We start from the raw sequence: 17,562 nt of genomic DNA, 5'->3' as shown, positions 1-17,562 counted from the left end.
CATTCCGGACTATCCGGGGCGCGACCGCTTCAGGGGGTTCCAGCTTAACACCCGGGATATCGCACCGCCGAGGCCTACGCCGGACAGCACGTCGTCAAGGACCTCGATTTCGGCATCCATCTTCATCTCCGCCTTCTGTGCCTCATTCTCGGGCGGATCGGCTGCCAGCCGCGTGGCGCTTTTCTCGTCGGCGGTGGCGATGTGCGCCCGAAGATGCTCCGTCAGGACGGCCATGGAAACAGGGCCGGGCGTACCGGCGGCAGGTTCGGACAAAGCCGCCTCGGCGCCAGCGAACAGCGCGTCCGCCGCGACTTCCTGCGCGTTCCGCTTGGCCTTGGCCACCTTGAGGTCAGGCGTGCCCAGCGATCTCTTGACGAATGTCTTGCCGATGACCGGCACAAGATGAAGCGGCACCCGGCGAACGAAATACCAAGTGTCACCGCGTTTCTGAAGATGATGGGTCTCGGCCACCTTTTCCATCCTTCGTGTATACCACAGTTGTGACCAACACGAAGGAAGTAAGTCGCTGACAACTCAGAGAGTTATAATTGTCAGCTACTTATAGGACGGTCTGGTGGAGCAGAGGGGGATCGAACCCCTGACCTCGTCATTGCGAACGACGCGCTCTCCCAACTGAGCTACTGCCCCCAGGACCGATGCCGACTGATTGGCCCAGGAGCGGGGGGATGTCAAGAGCCGGTCGGCGTGCTCGGCGGGCGAGGGGCGCATTCCGAAAAAGCCGGGTCTTCGCGGGGCCTTGGGCGGGGGCATTCGGCCCCTCCAAACGCGGCCTCGGCCGTGAATGCGGCGTTCTATAGCAGTCCGCAAAAGGACGAATGGAGAGCTTGACGGCCTGGGGAGCGACGAAAGGGCCTCGCAACCCGCCCGGGCCGTGCCACCGCGAGAACGTCGTGAACTCTGCCGGGCGGCAATGGAACCGGCGTGATCGCATCGAGAATCGGCGCGGGCGGCGAACGGCCATGACGGCGAGTCGGCGGCGCTCCCTCGGCCTCCCCCGGGGTGGAGCGAGGCCAAGGAAAAGCCGTTGAGGGAGGATGCCACGAAGATCCGGCGCATTCGCAAGCAGCCCCGATCGTGACGACCCGGCCTGCGATGACACCGGGGCGGCACGAACGCCCTGGCGGCGCCATCCCGGGGCACCGGCGCGGCAACGGATGCCTCGGCCCCCGATCAAATCGCCCCGGCGCTGATCTGGGCACCCGTGCGTTACGCCCGCTGTCGACATCCAATCGCTTCGCAAACCAAGTCGCGAGCCGATCAAGGCGAGGCCCCTGCCCCCACCCATTCGCGCCCAGGTCGCCGACCATATTGGCGGGCCTTGCATGCGCGTCCACATCGCCGCATGGTCGAAAGCAAACCGTTTGCGGGAGGATGCATGGCGACGGAGGCCGCACGCGAGGACATTGCCGACTTGGTGCTTCGGGTTGCGATGCGGGACCGTGCCGCCTTCGACCGGCTCTACAACGCCACCTCGGCGAAACTTTTCGGCACTTGCCTGCGTGTCCTGAGAAACCGGGCAGAGGCCGAGGAGGCGGTTCAGGAGGTGTTCGTCAAGGTCTGGCTCAAGGCGGATCGTTTCGCGGTCACCGGGCAAAGCCCGATGTCCTGGCTGATCGCCATCGCCCGCCATCAAGCCATCGACCGGCTGCGCAGCCGACGCGAGACCGCCGGCGACACCGACGCGGCCGCGCTCGAGATCCGCGACCCCGCACCCGACCCCGAGTCCCGGGCCGTCGCCTCGGGAGAACGGCGGCAGCTCGACGGCTGCCTGGACGAGTTGGAAGCGGCGCGCGCCGCAGCGGTGCGGGCCGCCTATATCGACGGCGACAGCTACGCCGATCTGGCGGCGCGCCATGGCGTGCCCCTGAACACGATGCGGACCTGGCTGCGGCGCAGCCTGATGCGTTTGAAGGAGTGTCTTCAGCGATGAGCGCCACCGAAGCGGAGCGTGATCCCCCTGACGAAGGCAATGACGACATCCTGGCCGCCGAATTCGTGCTGGGGGTCCTGCCCGTGACAGAGCAGGCCCCGCTTGCCCGCCGGGCCGAGACCGATGCCGCCTTCGCCCGCCTGGTCTCGGAGTGGGAGGAACGGCTCTCTCCGTTGGGCGAGGGCTTCGCGGCCGAAGACCTGCCGCCCGCCGTCAAGCGCGCGCTGGACCTGCGGCTGTTCGGCAAGACGCCGCCGCCGCGCATGGGGGTCTGGTCCAGCCTTGCGCTGTGGCGGGCGCTTTCCGGCCTCACCGCCGCCGCTTTCGTGCTGGCGCTCGTGCTGCCCGCCCTGCGGCCGGTCACGCCCGCCGCGCGCCTTGCCGCCGCGCTGTCGGCCGAGGGCAGCGCGGTCGCCTATCTCGTGGTTTACGATTCCGCGACCGGCAGCGTCAGCCTCGCCCATCAGAGCGGCGATGCGGTCGAGGGACGCGACTTCGAGCTTTGGGTCGCGCAAGGCGCCGAGGCCCCGGTGTCGCTGGGGGTGATCCCGGCAGGGGTGTCGACACGGGTCGAGGTGGCGCAGACCATCCGCGCATTGATGACCAGCGCCGCGCATGTGGCGATCAGCCTGGAGCCTCCGGGCGGCTCGCCCACGGGGCAGCCCACCGGGCCGGTTCTGGCCGTGGGCGACCTGCTGGAGATCTGAGCCGTCCCGCCCTTTCAGCCCCGGCGATTTTTTTTCGCCGGGGCTGAAACTTTTCCAGCCAACCATCCGTGACTTCACATGCCTCTCGAAATGCGGAGGCGTTTGCGGAGGACGTCGGATGAAGACCGTCACCAGGACTGCCCTCACCGACAAGACCGGAAACGTGGCGCGCGGCCCGGTCGCCGTCGCAATGCCGCCGCGCGCGGGCGATCCGCCGCGGCGCAGCGGGGTCGGATCGCGCGGTCTATCCCTCCCGCGCGATCCGACCTTTGTCCACCAGAGGTTTCCGGCCCATTCCAATCAAAGAAGGACCTTTCCATGAATGCGATCAGATCGGTTGCCCTCGGCCTGCTGCTGTCGGCGCCTGTCGCCCCGGCCATGGCCGCCACCGTCGTCGGCCTCTCGGGCGAGAACGAGCTGCACTGGCTCGACACCGAAAGCTGGACCCGGACCGGCGGCGTCGCTGTCTCCGGCGTCGAGGGTCGCCTGCTGGGCATCGACGTGCGGCCGAGCGACGGGCTGCTCTACGGCGTCTTCGCCGACGGCACCGTCGCCACCATCGACCCGGTGAGCGGCCTGGCCACCAAGGTCAGCACCCTTTCGACCGGGCTGGCCGCGGGCGTCGCCGCCACCGTCGATTTCAACCCGGTCGCCGACCGGCTGCGCATCATGGGCAGCGATGGCGCCAGCCTGCGCGCCAATGTCGATACCGGCGAGGTCGCGGTGGACGGCAGCCACAGCTATGCCGACGGCACCGCGCCGAACGTCATCGCCGGGGCCTATACCAACTCCCATCCCGGCAGCGACGCGACGCAGCTTTTCAACATCGACGGCGCGGCGGGCTGGCTCGTGCTGCAGGACCCGCCGAACGATGGCGTGCTGAATCCGGTCGGCGCGATCGGCGTCACCCCGTCGGAGGCGGGCTTCGACATCGTCTCGGACGGCGCGGGCGGCAATGCGGCCTGGCTGGTCGTCGAAGGGGTCTTCCATTCGGTGGACCTCGCGACCGGCGCGACCACCGAGGTCGGCAGGATCGAGGGCGCCCATGTGCGCGACATCGCCGTCCTGCCCGCGATGTGAGTAACGAGTGACGTGGGTCCGGGGCGCGCGTGCCGATGCCCCGGACCTTTGCCCGCCGTCTTCCCGTCGGTCGAGGCCCGGAAGGTGAAGGCCGCCGGTGGGGTGTGGGCGATGGCCCCCCCAGCCCCGGCGCCTTGGTTTGCCGGGCCGCCCGCCCCTGGCCGCCCGGACCGGCCTGCCGCTTTGGCGCGAACGGGCGGGCCTCCGGGCGTTCGCAACGGCGCAGCCGGTCACTTCTTTTCGAGACATCCAACCAGACGGGAGAAGTTAACCACCTTAATGTTTTTAAATTATCAAAAGTATGTATATTTAAATCGGATTGGATTCGGGGGTGAAATGGGTCGTATCGTTGTTATCGGTGGAGATGGTTTTTGCGGATGGCCAACCTCTCTTCATTTGTCGTCGCTCGGCCATGAGGTCACCATCCTCGACAACCTGTCGAGAAGGCGCATCGCCGACGAACTCGGCGCGCAAAGCCTGACCCCCATCGTCTCGCCGGAAGAGCGGCTGGCCGCCTGGGCCGAGGTGGCCCCTGAAAAAGGCGCCGTCGGCTTCATCCGCCTGGACGTGGCCGCCGACTACGCGGGCCTGCGCGAGACGCTGGCCGGGATCCGTCCCGACGCGATCATCCATTTCGGCGAGCAGCGCGCGGCCCCCTATTCCATGAAAGGAGAAGCCGAAAAGCGATACACGGTCGACAACAACATCAACGCGACCCACAACCTGCTCACCGCGCTCGTCGCGCTCGGGCTGGATGCCCATGTGGTTCATCTGGGAACGATGGGGGTCTACGGCTATGACGGCGACGGGCTTGAGATCCCCGAGGGCTATCTGGACGTGCTGGTGCCGGGGCCCGGGGAACAGCTTTTCGCGCGCAGCATTCTCTATCCCACCAACCCCGGCAGCGTCTATCACCTGACCAAGTCTCTGGAACAGCTCATGTTCCAGTTCTACGCGAAGAACGACGGCCTGCGGATCACCGACCTGCACCAGGGCATCGTCTGGGGCACCCAGACCGAAGAAACCCGCCTGCACGCGCCGCTGATCAACCGCTTTGATTACGACGGCGACTACGGGACGGTGCTGAACCGCTTCCTGATGCAGGCCGCCGTCGGCCATCCGCTGACCGTCCACGGCACCGGCGGCCAGACCCGGGCCTTCATCCACATCCAGGACACCGTGCGCTGCATCGCCCTGGCCGTCGCCAATCCGCCCGGGCGCGGAGAGCGGGTCCGCGTGCGCAACCAGATGACGGAGACCCATCGGGTGCGCGACCTGGCCCGGATGGTCGCGGCGGTGACCGGCGCGACCATCGATTTCGTCGACAATCCCCGGCTGGAGGCCGCCGAGAATGACCTCAGGGTCTCCAACCGCTCGTTCCTGGACCTGGGGTTGAACCCGATCACCCTGTCCGGCGGCCTGCTGGACGAAACGCTTGAGATCTCAGGACGCTACGCCGACCGCTGCGACATGTCCCGTATTCCGGCCAGGTCGCTATGGCGCCAGGAAGTGACCGGGGGCGAGGCTTCGGGGTTGCGGATGACGGCCTGAGAGCCGCCGCATCGGCGACAAAGGGGGGCGGATGAAAAACCTGCTGCAACTGCTGGGGGTCGGCGCTTTCGGGGCGGCGGGCTGGGCCGCGTTCCTGATGACGCAGGATCAAGGCGCGCCGACGGTGACGACAACCACCGCCGTGAGCGGGCCCGCCGCCGCGGCCGAAACCGGCGCGCCCGCGGGGCTGACCATTCCCCGCATCGCGCCGCGGGTCGCGCTGCTGCCAGTCGGCGGCCCGCCTTCGGGGGCGGCGGGGACCGCGCTGATCTCGGGCCTGCCGGGCTATGGCAGGCTGGCCTTCCTGCTGCCGCGCCAGAGCCGCGTCACCGAAGCGGAGGCGCGGGTGGTCTTCACCTCGGAGATGCCCGAGGGCGTAAACGCGACCTTGCGCATATCGGTCAACGGCCAGCGCCGCGCCGAGGTCATGCTGCCCGCCGGACGAGATGAGCGCGAGGTGACCATCCCACTGGCCGTTCAGGATCTGTCCCGCAACGCCCTGCAGCTTTCCTTCGCGATCACCGGCGTATCGACCGGCGCGCTTTGCGGCCCGCATATCGGGAACGCGCTGGTCACGCTTCAGCCCGGGACGCGGCTGGACGTACTGACGGCGCGCCCGATTTCCGGCACCGACGACCGCTTCCGCGCGGCGGGCGGGATCGTCACCCTGGCATGGCCGGAAGACGGGACGGCGCAGGACGGAATCGGGGGCGGGTTCGGCAGGCCCCTGGCCGATGCCGAGGCGGCGAAGCTGCTGGATCTTGCCGCCCGGGCGATGCGCGAGGGGATGGGCCTGTCCTTCCGGCCCGCGACGGGCGCGACCGAGGGGGCGTTCCTCGCGACGACGGAAGAACTGGCGCGGATGCTTGCGGCGCCCGACCCCTGGCGAGGCGGGGCGCAGGCCCCGTCCTGGCCGCTGGAGATCGCAAGCGGCGCAAGCGGCGCGGCGCTGCGCAGCTTCACCGGATCGCAAAGCTGGCGCTACGCCTTCTCCGGCGCCGACCTTCCCGACGACCGGATGCCGGGGGCGATCGAATACGGCCTGAAGCTGGGGCCGATCGCCACGGGCGACGGCCGGGACATCGACGGCGGCGGATGGCTTGTCTCCGTCACCTACAACGGCCACCTGATCGAGGCGTTCAACGCGGGCGAGGGCACGCTGCGCCGCCGGGCGGCACTGCCCGAGGGCCTGACCGGACAGGGCAACCTGCTCGAAATCTCGGTCGGAAGGGGCTTCGGAGTGGATGGCGCCTGCAACGATGGCCCGCCGCTGGTGGCTGAGCTTCTCGACGACAGCGTCCTGCTGCCCGGACCGGCCATGCCGGACGGCATCGACGCGAGGCTGGGGCGGCTTCTGGGCACGGCGCCCGCTCTGGAACCGGACGGAACCGCGCGGCTGACCCTGCCCGAGGCGCAGGCGGCGGCAAGGCTCCTGGCCGATCTTCCCGGGTTCGGAATCGATGGCGGCTCCGGGACGGGCGGCGCGCGCCTCTCAGTGGTCCGCATCATCGACCTGATCGAAAGCGGCCAGCAGCACCCGGAGGGCTGGCTCTATCTCCGCGACGGCGACGGGCGCGCGCTGGTCCGGGTGGATGACGCGGCCCGCACCGGGCAGCTTGCCGATCACGCGGTCGGCCTGCTGATCCGACCGGCAGGGGCCGCGCCGACCCCGGTCGGGACCGCCGGGCCGAACGCCCCGCCCCCGGCCATCGGGTCCGGGCGGGCCGGAGACGGGGCGCCGTGATCTCGGCGGCCAAGACCGGATCCGCCCCGGCGATCTTCGCCTCGGTCGACAGCGCCCCGGGAACCTTCGCGGCGCCGGTGCCGCCCGAGCGGGCCTTGCGGCTCTTGCTGCTTTTCTCGGCCCTGTCGGCGATTCAGATCCTGCTGCTCTATCATGGGCCGCTGGCCCGGGTGTTCCCGGCGGGCGACTACATCCTGCCCCTGGGTTTCGAGGGCTCGCATGCCATCGGGCTGCGGATGTTCTCGGTCACCTTCCTGCTTTGCTTCGCGCTGTTCTGGGGACGCGACATGCCGACGCGGCTGCGTCTGGCGGCGGATTTCCTGCCCGCCTATGCGGTCTTCTGTCTGGGTCTGGACCTGGCGCTCGCCTTGTTTTCGCGGGCGACCGGGATGGGCGTGCCCCTGCTTCTGGTCGAGGTTCTCAGCGGCCTGTCCGGCTGGGCCTGGTTCGCGCTGAAGCTGCTGCAACATGCGACCCTGCCGCGCGAGATCGCCGTCCGCCGCAAGGCGACGGGTTTCGCGCGAGATCTTTCGCTTGCCACCGGCTTGCTGATCCTTGCCATCGCGCTGGCGCAACTGGTCGAGAATGGCGCGGCACCGGCCGTCGCGGCCCTGCGACAAAGCGGCCTTCTTGGCGGCATCGGCCCGGGGGTCTTTCTGGTCCTGCCGTTCTTCTTCACCCTTCTCTACGGCTGGGCGCGGATCTCTCGGCTGCAGCGCCCCCGCGATCCGGGATTCGCCCCCGACGTGACGGTGATCATCCCCGCCTTCAACGAGGAATATATCATCGCCCGCACCATCCGCGCGCTGGATGCGGCGGCCGAGGGCTATCGCGGACGGGTGATCGCCCTGCTGATCGACAACAACTCCCGCGACCGGACCGCCGGGATCGCCAGGGAATGCTTTGCCGCCTGCCGCAGCCTCTCGGGCCAGGTCCTGCGTGAGGCGACCCCGGGCAAGGCGCATGCGCTGAACCTCGGGCTGCGGCGGGCCGAGACCGGGTTCCTCGTCCGGGTCGACGCCGACACCCAGATCATGCCCGGGTCCATCGCCCGGGCGATGTCATGGTTCGCCGATCCGAGGACCGGGGTGGTGGGGGGCCTGCCGCTGGTGCCCCTTACCGGCCCGTTCGACCGCGCACGCCAGATCGAGACGCTGGTGAAGCACGGTTTCTATTCCGTCGCGCTGGAGGCGGTGAACGGCGTCGTCGGCGTGCCCGGCATGCTGGCGGTCTATCGCGCCGATCTGGTGCGCGATCTGGGCGGTTTCGTCAGCGGCATGAACGGCGAGGACACCGACATCTCGATGCGGATCGGCGAGCTTGGCCGTCGCATCGTGGTCGATCCGCGGATCCGCTACATCTCGGAAGTGCCCGCGAGCCTCGCCCATATGCGCGAGCAGCGGCTGCGTTGGTTCCGCTCGGTGCTGCATATAAGCTCCCGCTGTCGGCAGATCGTCCTGTCGGGGCCCTCCTCCATGCGGGGGCGGGTGATCCTGCCCTACATGCTCTTCAACTCGGCCCGCCGGACCGCGATGGTGCCGCTGCTGCTCTTCGGGCTGCTGGAGTATTTTCTGGGGTCGGGAAGCCGGGCGCTGATGGAATGGCAACCGCTGATCGCGGTGTTGCTGGGGGCATCGTTCCTGATGACGATCCTGATCGTCCTGGCGGCGGGCGCGCCCGGCAGGCTGCTCGGCCTGCCCGATTATGTGGCCTTTCGCGTGCTGCGCGCCTATTTCACCCTGGAATCGATGCTGACGATCCGGGTCGAGGCGAAGCGGCGGCCCTTCGCCCTGGCCCGCCGGAGGTGACCGGGGCATCCGGGCCGCGGGGAAGGCGTCGACCCGGGACCCCGCCGTCACCAGCAGGCGAACGCGAGCCTTGTCCGGGTCGGAGAGGCCTTGCTGGCCACGACCCACTTGGCCTGTTTCTGTTTCGCGGCGCAGGCCTGATCCGCCAGAGGTTGCGCGGCCGCCACGATACGTTCGAACCTCGTATTGGCCGAGGCGTCCACCGAGATCCTGACCAGCTCCGCGTCCTTTTCAGCCGGAGCGCCCGAGACGCAACCGGACAGGATCAGGCAACCGATTATCGCTATTTTGCATTTCACAACACATCACTCCGATGAATTACAAATCATATGTATGGTTGAAATATCTTTAGTGTCAACAGCCTTGCCTTGGCCGCCGGTGTCAGTCCTGAACCGTTGCAGGTTCTTTGTCGGGCGCAGGAAAGCCGGGCCGTTTCCCCGATGCGGACAGGCCCGAGGCATGAGTGAGACCATAGCCGAACGAAAAATTGACATACTATAGTATGTTTTATATGATCCAAAGATCTGATCGGCAGCAGCAGGGGCGCGCGCATGGGGCTTTTCCCCTTTATATGGCTGGCGGCGGCGGCGATTGCCGTCTTCTGCATCTTTGCCGGATTTCAGCAGGTGTTGCTGGTGCAATGGATCGGCACCTGCCTCTATCTTCTCAGCCTGGTGCGCTGGCGCCGAAGGATCAGAGAGGCACGCCAGGCGGATAAAGCCTCGGAACCCGCCACCGCACTGGAACCAGCCGAGCCGGTGGACCGCGCCGATCAGGTGGTTCAGCGGCATGTCGAGGACAGGCGCTTTGGTGGCGCCCCCCCGGACGACCTGCAGAAACGCTTGATCCAGAAGCTTTTCTGGCTGGAACAATTGTATGGCGTCGGCGGAAGCCGCCTGCGCTGACCTTTCCAGAAGCCTCGCGGAATGCGCGCATCCACCGTTACACGGGCCGCACCCGGCGACGGTGGCCGATCCTTGCAGGGTCGGGGCACCTCGGGAAACATCTTCCCCTCCCGGGCAGAAAGCCGGAGGGCGGATTCTCAACGCGAAAGGGCCGCCCTGCGCTCGCGCAAGGGAAACGGCGGGCCTGCCTCAGAGCTCGCCCTGCCAGGGAAAATCGGGTTCATCGTCCAGCTTCAACAGCGCCATCAGGCAATGCTGGACATTATCGACCCGGATTTCGTTATTGTAGGCCTCGGTGCGCAGCCCGCCCATGACCGCCTCCGGTCGGCTGATATAGAATCCGTCGATCGCGCGATCGCGGAACTGAAGCTGGCGGATCGCCCTTAGCCCGCGCCGAAGCGCCCGCGCATAGGCCGATGCCCGCGCCTTATCCCCAAGGCGATGCGCAAGGCGCCAGGCCTCTGCCAGCCCCTCCATATAGACCCCGGTGGCCGAGGCATGGGGCGGGCCGAAATCCGGCCGCGCCGGATTGTGGAAACGCCCCTGGAAATCGGGATGCAGCCGCCCGCCCCATTGCTGCATGCCAAGGAGCCAGTCGTTTCGCTCCAGCACGAAGGCGGCAAGGTCGGGTTCGCCCAGATCCTCATACAGCATCGCACAGGCCTGGCTGTGCCAGGGCACGAAGGCCGGGTTTGGGTCCTGCAGATGCCAGTCGCGGTAATGGCGAAAGCTGGTCATGCAGCGCCGAGCCAGTTCCGGATCCCGGGTCTTGCGATGCAACGCGGCGAGAAAGAGCAGGGCCTCGCCCGGATAGAAATTCTGGTTGTCGTTGCGCTCGGGTGGTTGCAGGAAGGTGCGAAAGGCGCCGTCCGGTTGCCAAAGGTACCGGATCCCGGCGCAAAGGCCCGCATATTCCGGCTGGTGGTCGGCCGGGCCGACCAGCCCGCAGTCCCGAAATTCAAGGATCGCCAGCGCCGCCAGGGCCAGCGCGCCCAGCTTGGCCTTGCCCTCGAAAACGATCATGCCGAGGCCGTTTTCCTGCGCGTAGAAACGGGTGAGGTTATAGGACAGGTTCGCCCGCGCCCCCGTCGCATCCGCCGGATCCCGGCTGCGGGCGGCGATCCGGCCAAGCGCCACCGTGGCCATGAACTGGCGGATCGTATTGTCGGCCTTAGATTCGGCGCCCCGGCTCGGCCAGTATTTGTAGGTCATCCGGCCATCGGCATGCAGGTTGCGGCGCATCCAGCCGCTCAGCCCCTCGATGGTCAGCCTCAACATCCGCGCATCGACCGCTTCGGGCGGCACGACCAGCCCGCCGCGCCAGAGCCTGACGCATCGCCCCTGCGCGGGCAGAACAAGGAACTGGTCCGCCTCGAAGCGAAGGATGTTCGCTTTCTGCGCATAGGCCTCGGGGGTCATGCCCGCCAGCTTCGCAAGCCGCTCGATCTCGCGGAAGGGCGCCCGGTTGGTGGCGATCGAGCGGGTCGGCGCGATCCGGCTGTGCTTGCCGCCAAGGCGGATCTCCATCCCGACAAGGCCGCGCTGGCTGTTGGCGAAGGCCGTCGCGAGATCCGCCTCCGCGACCGGGCGCCAATCCCGCGTCACGCAGATTTCAAGCGCGTCCGCCGCCTCGGCCTTCCGCAGAGCGCCGCGCGCAAGGGCGATCGCGGCGGCAAGGTCGCCCGCCTCGAACCAGTCGGCCGCGATCTGGCGTCCGCCCGACCGCCAGGCCAGCCAGACCGGCGCACCAGGCTCCAGCCGGATCGTGCCCTTGCCAAGGAAGCTGTCCATGACGGACGGTTCCGAAAGGGCGGCACGGGCCGGTCGATTGTCTGTCACGCCTGAAATCCCTGTCGTCGTCGCCTGGAGCCGAAGTCTTCCGGCAAAATGCCCCCGGCTACAAATGAAATGAGCTGCCGCATGGGGGTGCGGCAGCTCAGTATCAGGAGCGGGGGGGAGCCCCGCTCCTGAGGCCGCTCTCTTACGAGAGCAGGGCAGCAGACTGGTTGTCTTCCTCGAAAAGGTTGCTGCCACCGCCGAGGAGCCCACCCAGCAGGCCACCACTTCCGCCCAGCAGGCCGCCGACGAGGCCACCCACCAGACCGTTATCCCCCAGAAGCCCGCCGACAAGGCCGTCGTCGCCAAGGAGGCCGCCCAACAGGCCGTCGTCACCAAGGACCGGATCGAGCAAACCGCCGTCGCCGCCGAGGAGACCACCCAGCAGGCCATCGTCGCCAAGGACCGGATCGAGCAGACCGCCGTCACCACCAAGGAGACCACCCAACAGGCCATCGTCGCCGAGGACCGGCTCCAGCAGACCGCCGTCGCCGCCGAGGAGACCGCCCAACAGGCCATCGTCGCCAAGGACCGGCTCCAGCAGACCGCCGTCGCCGCCGAGGAGACCGCCCAGCAAGCCGTCGTCGCCCAGCACGGCATCAACCACACCGCCGACAAGCCCTTCGTCGCCGAGGATGCCGTCGAGCAGACCGCCGGTCGAACCGCCGAGCAGGCCACCCAACAAACCGCCGCCGCCGAGGAGACCGCCAATCAGACCGCTCTCGCCAAGGACCGCGTCAAGCAGACCATCGACCAGGCCGTTCTCACCAAGGATCGGATCGAGCAGGCCGCCGTCGCCGCCGAGGAGACCGCCCAACAGGCCATCGTCGCCGAGGATCGGATCCAGCAGGCCGCCCTCACCGCCCAGCAGGTCGCCAAGCAGCCCGCCAATCAAGCCGTTCTCGCCCAGCAGGCCGCCAAGCGGGCCCGCATCGCCAAGCGCATTGCCCAAAAGGCCGCCCAGCAATCCGTCGTCCCCCAGCAGCCCGCCGAGAAGACCGTCAAGGAGGCCGGTCAGCAGGCCCTCGCCGCCCTCGGCCGTGCCGCCAAGCACCCCGACGAGCAGGCCGTCCAGCAGGGTCGAGACCGCCCCCAGCACATCGCCGGTGGTCAGGTCGGTCACCGCGCCGTCAAGCCCCGCGGCGACCCCGGTCAAGAGATCCTGGACCCCCTCCAGAAGCTCGCCGACAAGGGTGCCCTCCTGAAGCAGTGCCGCATCGACCGCGGTGAGCACGGCCCCCAAGGCGCTGGCGACGTCAAGCTCGTCGAGTGCTCCAAGCGCCTCGACAAGGCCCGTTGCCAGGGCGGCTGCCGCGACGGCGGTGCCCCCTTCCAGATGCGGGACCAGGCCGCCAGCATCGCCGCTGGCCGGGTCGCCACCCAGAAGGCCCTCGACAACCTCGGCCAGAAGGGCACCGGCCCCGGCAAGAGGCGTGCCGTTGTTGATGCCCTCCAGCAGGGCCTCAAGACCCGCCTCGACGCTGGCGACAAGCTCGCCCACCGCATCGCCGGCGGTATCGAGCAGGCCGTTTTCGCCGCCAAGCACCGAGCCAACCGTTTCGAGCAGGGCATTCACCGCCTGGCTGACATCCGCATTGCCGAGTTCGGTCAGGGCATCGCTGATGCCGTTCAGCAGGTCAGGGGCGATGGTGCTGACGCCCTCAAGGACTTCACCCAGGACAGAATTGGTTTGGTCGCCGTCGCCATCGCCGTCCCCGTCGCCGTCTCCATCGCCGTCGCCGTCCCCATCACCATCACCATCGCCGTCTCCATCGCCGTCGCCGTCCCCGTCGCCGTCTCCATCACCGTCGCCGTCCCCATCGCCGTCCCCATCTCCGTCGCCGTCTCCATCGCCGTCCCCATCACCGTCGCCGTCCCCATCACCGTCGCCGTCCCCATCGCCGTCGCCGTCTCCATCACCGTCGCCGTCGCCGTCCCCATCACCGTCGCCGTCGCCGTCTCCATCACCGTCGCCGTCCCCATCACCATCGCCGTCTCCATCGCCGTCGCCGTCGCCGTCTCCATCGCCGTCGCCGTCCCCATCTCCGTCGCCGTCCCCATCTCCGTCGCCGTCTCCATCACCGTCGCCGTCTCCATCACCGTCGCCGTCGCCGTCCCCATCACCGTCGCCGTCGCCGTCTCCATCACCGTCGCCGTCCCCATCACCATCGCCGTCTCCATCGCCGTCGCCGTCCCCATCTCCGTCGCCGTCGCCGTCCCCATCTCCGTCGCCGTCTCCATCTCCGTCGCCGTCTCCATCACCGTCGCCGTCTCCATCGCCGTCGCCGTCCCCATCGCCGTCGCCGTCTCCATCACCATCGCCGTCCCCGTCGCCGTCTCCATCACCGTCGCCGTCTCCATCGCCAGGCGCGGCTTCGCTCCCATTGGAGGACGCGAGAATGCCCAGGGCGCCAAGACCCGCAGCACCCAAGGCGATCATTTCCTCATTGCTCAGCGCGGCGCCGATCCCGGCAGCCTCACCATCGACCGCCTGCGAATTGCCATCCACACCGCTGAAGGTGCCGTCCTCATAAAGAAGTCGGCTGACCTCGCCGTTCGGACCCTTGACGAAGAAGTCGGTGATGATGATGCTCTTGCCATCCACCAGCCGAACGATCAGGTTGTCACCTTCCCGGATGAACTGTTGCACCTGGTCTTGCCGGGCGGTGATCCGGAAGTCAGTCGGCTGGTCAGCGTTGATGCGAATGGGTCCCATCGTTCTTCGTCCTAGATTGATGTGTTACGCTTTGTTGGATAAGGCGGCGCATTCTGCGCCCTCTGTCTCATGGATGTGCTGCGGCCCATTTCCGATCGAACCGGCCCCCAGAACCGCAGCACATCCCGCCCCCTGGGCGAGGACGAGGGCGAGCAACCAGCCCCCGTCGAATGCAAGAACAACCCCGGCCACGAGGACCTCGGTGAAGATCGTGAGGGCGATTAGCAAAATCAGCATCCCATCTCCACCTAAGCTTGTCATAATTAGACAATGGGTTATCATTACTCATCTAAAGTATGTATGAGTGATATTAGGTCTGCATGTCAATCATGAAGACAGCCGCCCTGGACCGGACCGGGGCCGGACTGTCGGGTCATGTGCCGTTCCGCGCTTTTTTTGATGGGGATCGGGCTGTGATCGGCCATATCTGGGGCGCATCGCCGGAATTTTCGGAGGAACGCGGACGATGCGTGAACATACTTTCCCGCCCTGCGAAACAATGACCGCCCGTCATACGGATGTTTTGCCCGCGACGGGGCCACGGAACCCGGAAAAGGTTGAAGAATGTGACCCGAGGCCGCACATTCCGTCTGCTTAGAGGAGCTTGTCGTGATTCCTTCCCGCCTGGTCGACAACAGATCCGGAAACGATGCTTTCGACGCCGGGCCCGCGCTTGAGCTGCTGGCCGCCGTCATCGCGACCGACAGCCGGGGCACCGCCGTTTTCGCCGCGAATGGGGAATTGCTGCTCGCCAATGCGGTGGCGGGGGCCGCGACGGTGGCCATGTGGCATGATTTCGGCAAGTCCTCCGACTGGGAAAGGGCCTGCCGCGAAGCGCAGGCCGCGGGAAGCGCCCGGATCAACCTGGAAAGCGGCGAGATATCCCACCTTCACCCGATCCCCGGCGAAAGCGGGCAGCCCCGGTTCTGGCTTATGCGGCTGAGCAGCGAGGCGGGCACGGCCGAGGAGAGATCGCTTTCCGAGCGGATCACCGACATGGCGCATGACCTGCGCGCTCCCCTGCAATCGCTGATCATCGCCGCGGACGGGCTTTCCGCGGACGGGGCGCAGGACGCGCGCGGCGCGGAACTGGGCGCGCTGGCGCAGCTTGCCGTCGATCAGGTCGGGAACCTGCTGGAAACGGTGCGGATGGAACAGGTCTCGGCCGAGACCGAGCCGCGCGTGATCTTCGACCTTGTTGCGGTCGTCCGCGACATGGCCCGGCTGCTCGAACCGATCTGTCAGCGCAGCGGGAACTTCATCCTGACCGAACTGCCCGAGGGCGAGGCATGGTTCAGCGGGGCGCCGCAACTGGTCAGGGCCATCCTGCAAAACCTGATCACCAATGCAAACCGCTTCAACATGAACGGCCCGATCACGGTCCGGCTGCGGCTGGCACCCGCCGAGGGCGATTTCGAACGGCTGGCGACGATCGAGGTCGAGGATGTCGGGCCCGGCCTGTCGGAGGCCGAGCGGCAACTGGTCCTGACCCCCGGGGCGCGCAGGGCCTCCGCGCCGACCGACAAGGGGGGATATGGCCTGGGCCTGGGGATCGTATCGCGGGCGATCGGTCGGCTCCGGGGCAAGGCCGAGGTCGGCCCGGGCAAGGAATGCGGCACCCTCTTCCGCACCACCTTCCCGCTCACCGTGAGCCGGGCGCCGGGCGAGCAGTCGAAAGAGGGAGACGAGGCCGTCAGCCTTGCCGGATTGCGCATCCTCGTGGTCGAGGACAATCCGGTGAACCTCGCCATCCTCCTGCGCACCCTGACCGATGCGGGTGCCGAGGCCGAGGGAGTGGTCAACGGCGCGGATGCGCTGCTGCGCGCGCGCGCGAAGCAGGGGCAGATCGACGTCGTGCTGCTTGACGTGACCCTGCCCGACGTCAGCGGCATCGAAGTCGCGCGGCAGATCCGCGGCGAAGAGAAGGACGGCGCGCATGTCCTGATCGTCGGCCTGACCGCGCATGTGGGCTCGGTGGTGCATGGCTCGGGCCTTGCGGCGGGAATGGACCACATCCTGATCAAGCCGGTGCGGCCTTCGGAATTGCGCCTTGCGCTGAGGGATGCGAAAGAGGGATCGCGCCCCCGTCAACAGGCCCGGAACAGGATGCAAACGTCCGACGCGATGCTGAACGAGCCATTGGTTCTTGAACTGACCAGCGAGATGGGCCGCCCGGCCACGCTTGCCTTCATGCGACGCGCGCTGGACGAGGCGAAAGGCGTGTTCGAAGCCGCCAGCCTGCCGCAGCAGGATGCCGACCTGCGCGCCCGGATCCATTCGGCGATCGGCTCTGCCGGGCTGACGGGCCTGTCGGGCATGGAATATGCCCTGCGCAGCCTGCAGGTCAGTGCCCGCGAGGGCAGACCCGACGCGGCTGCGCTTGAAATGGCGGCGGAACTGGTGCGCAACACCGAATTGCGGCTGGAGGCCTATGCCGCCGGGGAATAGCGCCCGGCCCAGGGGTTCGCCGCCCCTCCCCCCGGCGCGCCGGATCGCCGCAGGTCTTGACAAGCCCCGCCATGCGCGGAAGATTCCCGGCCAATGTGCGACATGCCAATTCCAGTCGTCGTGACCGGCGGATCTCATTTCACAGGGTAACGGGCGACGTGATGAACACACAAGTCAACCAGAACGCGACAAATCTCAGCGTTCTCATCGCGGACGACCACACCCTTATCCTTGAGATAATCGGTCTGGTGCTTGAGAATACGCCCGACATCAAGCTCAGCACGGCCATCTCGATCGATGGCGCGATCGAGCAGATCAGGAATAAGGGCGGGTTCGACCTGATCCTGCTGGATCTTGACATGCCGGGGATGCACGGGGTCGAGACGCTCAAGCAGATCGCCGAGTTGAATGGCGACAGGCCGGTTGGGATCATCACCGGCGGCCCGACGCCGCGCGTGGTCGAGGAGATGACCCGCAACGGCGCCGCCGGCGTGGTGCCGAAAACCACCTCGATGAAAAGCCTGACCAATGCGATCCGCTTCATGGCCGCGGGCGAGCGTTACTTCCCGCTGGAACTGATGCAAGAGCAGCGCGCGGCGCAGAACGCCTTCGTCTCGCCACTGTCGGAACGCGAGGTCTCGGTCCTCAACCTGCTGGCGGACGGCAAGCCGAACCGCGAGATCGGCGGCGATCTGAACCTTGCCGAGGCGACGGTGAAGATGCATGTGAAGTCGATCTGCCGCAAGCTGGGCGTCACCAACCGGACCCAGGCGGTCATCACCGCGCGCAACCTCAAGCTGGTCTGAACGGGAAAGG

At 67.5% G+C, this 17,562-nt stretch carries 13 protein-coding genes, 1 tRNA gene and 1 pseudogene; 9 read left to right on the top strand and 6 right to left on the bottom strand.

The genetic code is table 11. The features are described 5' to 3' along the window. Positions 1-9: 9 nt before the first annotated feature. Positions 10-471 (bottom strand): DUF6538 domain-containing protein, encoded by a 462-nt coding sequence (locus tag ABNX41_RS07365; protein ID WP_438669069.1) that lies wholly within the window; start codon positions 469-471, stop codon positions 10-12. A gap of 101 nt (positions 472-572) precedes the next feature. Next, positions 573-648: transfer RNA gene (locus ABNX41_RS07360), tRNA-Ala, on the bottom strand. A 748-nt stretch (positions 649-1,396) separates the two neighbouring features. Between ABNX41_RS07360 and ABNX41_RS07355 the strand changes: the two genes are divergently transcribed. The 6 genes from ABNX41_RS07355 (at position 1,397) to ABNX41_RS07330 (ending at position 8,841) form a co-directional block, all read left to right on the top strand. Beyond that, on the top strand, positions 1,397-1,951 hold the full coding sequence (locus ABNX41_RS07355; RefSeq protein ID WP_438669068.1) for a sigma-70 family RNA polymerase sigma factor: 555 nt from the start codon (positions 1,397-1,399) through the stop codon (positions 1,949-1,951). After that, positions 1,948-2,658 (top strand): anti-sigma factor, encoded by a 711-nt coding sequence (locus tag ABNX41_RS07350; RefSeq protein ID WP_438669067.1) that lies wholly within the window; start codon positions 1,948-1,950, stop codon positions 2,656-2,658. Before ABNX41_RS07355 ends, ABNX41_RS07350 begins: the two co-directional genes overlap by 4 nt. Before the next feature lie 318 nt (positions 2,659-2,976). Continuing rightward, positions 2,977-3,738, top strand: a complete 762-nt coding sequence (locus tag ABNX41_RS07345) for a DUF4394 domain-containing protein (RefSeq protein ID WP_438669066.1) — start codon at positions 2,977-2,979, stop codon at positions 3,736-3,738. 336 nt (positions 3,739-4,074) lie between these two features. After that, a complete protein-coding gene (locus ABNX41_RS07340) occupies positions 4,075-5,289 on the top strand; it encodes an NAD-dependent epimerase/dehydratase family protein (protein ID WP_438669065.1) in 1,215 nt (404 codons plus the stop codon). 31 nt (positions 5,290-5,320) lie between these two features. Next, on the top strand, positions 5,321-7,033 hold the full coding sequence (locus ABNX41_RS07335) for a hypothetical protein (protein WP_438669064.1): 1,713 nt from the start codon (positions 5,321-5,323) through the stop codon (positions 7,031-7,033). Beyond that, positions 7,030-8,841 (top strand): glycosyltransferase family 2 protein, encoded by a 1,812-nt coding sequence (locus ABNX41_RS07330; RefSeq protein ID WP_438669063.1) that lies wholly within the window; start codon positions 7,030-7,032, stop codon positions 8,839-8,841. Before ABNX41_RS07335 ends, ABNX41_RS07330 begins: the two co-directional genes overlap by 4 nt. A 47-nt stretch (positions 8,842-8,888) precedes the next feature. On the opposite strand, the gene ABNX41_RS07325 is transcribed toward ABNX41_RS07330, so the two are convergent. Continuing rightward, complete coding sequence (locus tag ABNX41_RS07325; RefSeq protein ID WP_438669062.1) at positions 8,889-9,140, bottom strand: hypothetical protein; 252 nt, start codon at positions 9,138-9,140, stop codon at positions 8,889-8,891. A 252-nt stretch (positions 9,141-9,392) separates the two neighbouring features. Here ABNX41_RS07325 and ABNX41_RS07320 point away from each other — a divergent pair, with 252 nt between their 5' ends. Further along, on the top strand, positions 9,393-9,746 hold the full coding sequence (locus ABNX41_RS07320) for a hypothetical protein (RefSeq protein WP_438669061.1): 354 nt from the start codon (positions 9,393-9,395) through the stop codon (positions 9,744-9,746). Positions 9,747-9,935: 189 nt separating this feature from the next. Here the strand turns inward: ABNX41_RS07320 and ABNX41_RS07315 are convergent, their stop codons facing one another. From ABNX41_RS07315 to ABNX41_RS07305, 3 genes and pseudogenes are all read right to left on the bottom strand, one after another. Further along, positions 9,936-11,537 (bottom strand): hypothetical protein, encoded by a 1,602-nt coding sequence (locus ABNX41_RS07315; RefSeq protein WP_438669060.1) that lies wholly within the window; start codon positions 11,535-11,537, stop codon positions 9,936-9,938. 190 nt (positions 11,538-11,727) lie between these two features. Further along, positions 11,728-13,158 (bottom strand): hypothetical protein, encoded by a 1,431-nt coding sequence (locus tag ABNX41_RS07310; RefSeq protein ID WP_438669080.1) that lies wholly within the window; start codon positions 13,156-13,158, stop codon positions 11,728-11,730. 1,005 nt (positions 13,159-14,163) lie between these two features. Continuing rightward, positions 14,164-14,298, bottom strand: a pseudogene (locus tag ABNX41_RS07305) (BapA prefix-like domain-containing protein); the annotation flags it as partial. A gap of 609 nt (positions 14,299-14,907) precedes the next feature. Here ABNX41_RS07305 and ABNX41_RS07300 point away from each other — a divergent pair. Both ABNX41_RS07300 and ABNX41_RS07295 read left to right on the top strand, forming a co-directional pair. Further along, positions 14,908-16,746 carry a hybrid sensor histidine kinase/response regulator gene (locus ABNX41_RS07300; RefSeq protein ID WP_438669059.1) on the top strand — a complete coding sequence of 613 codons (1,839 nt, stop codon included), beginning with the start codon at positions 14,908-14,910 and terminating at the stop codon, positions 16,744-16,746. 161 nt (positions 16,747-16,907) lie between these two features. Further along, positions 16,908-17,552, top strand: coding sequence for a response regulator (locus ABNX41_RS07295; RefSeq protein WP_438669058.1), 645 nt, complete (start codon positions 16,908-16,910; stop codon positions 17,550-17,552). The last annotated feature ends 10 nt before the right edge of the window (positions 17,553-17,562 follow it).

Origin of the sequence: Pseudogemmobacter sonorensis, assembly GCF_042762395.1 — a bacterium.
GTDB classification, from domain to species: Bacteria; Pseudomonadota; Alphaproteobacteria; order Rhodobacterales; family Rhodobacteraceae; genus Pseudogemmobacter; species Pseudogemmobacter sonorensis.
This window is presented reverse-complemented; position numbering and strand designations above follow the sequence as displayed.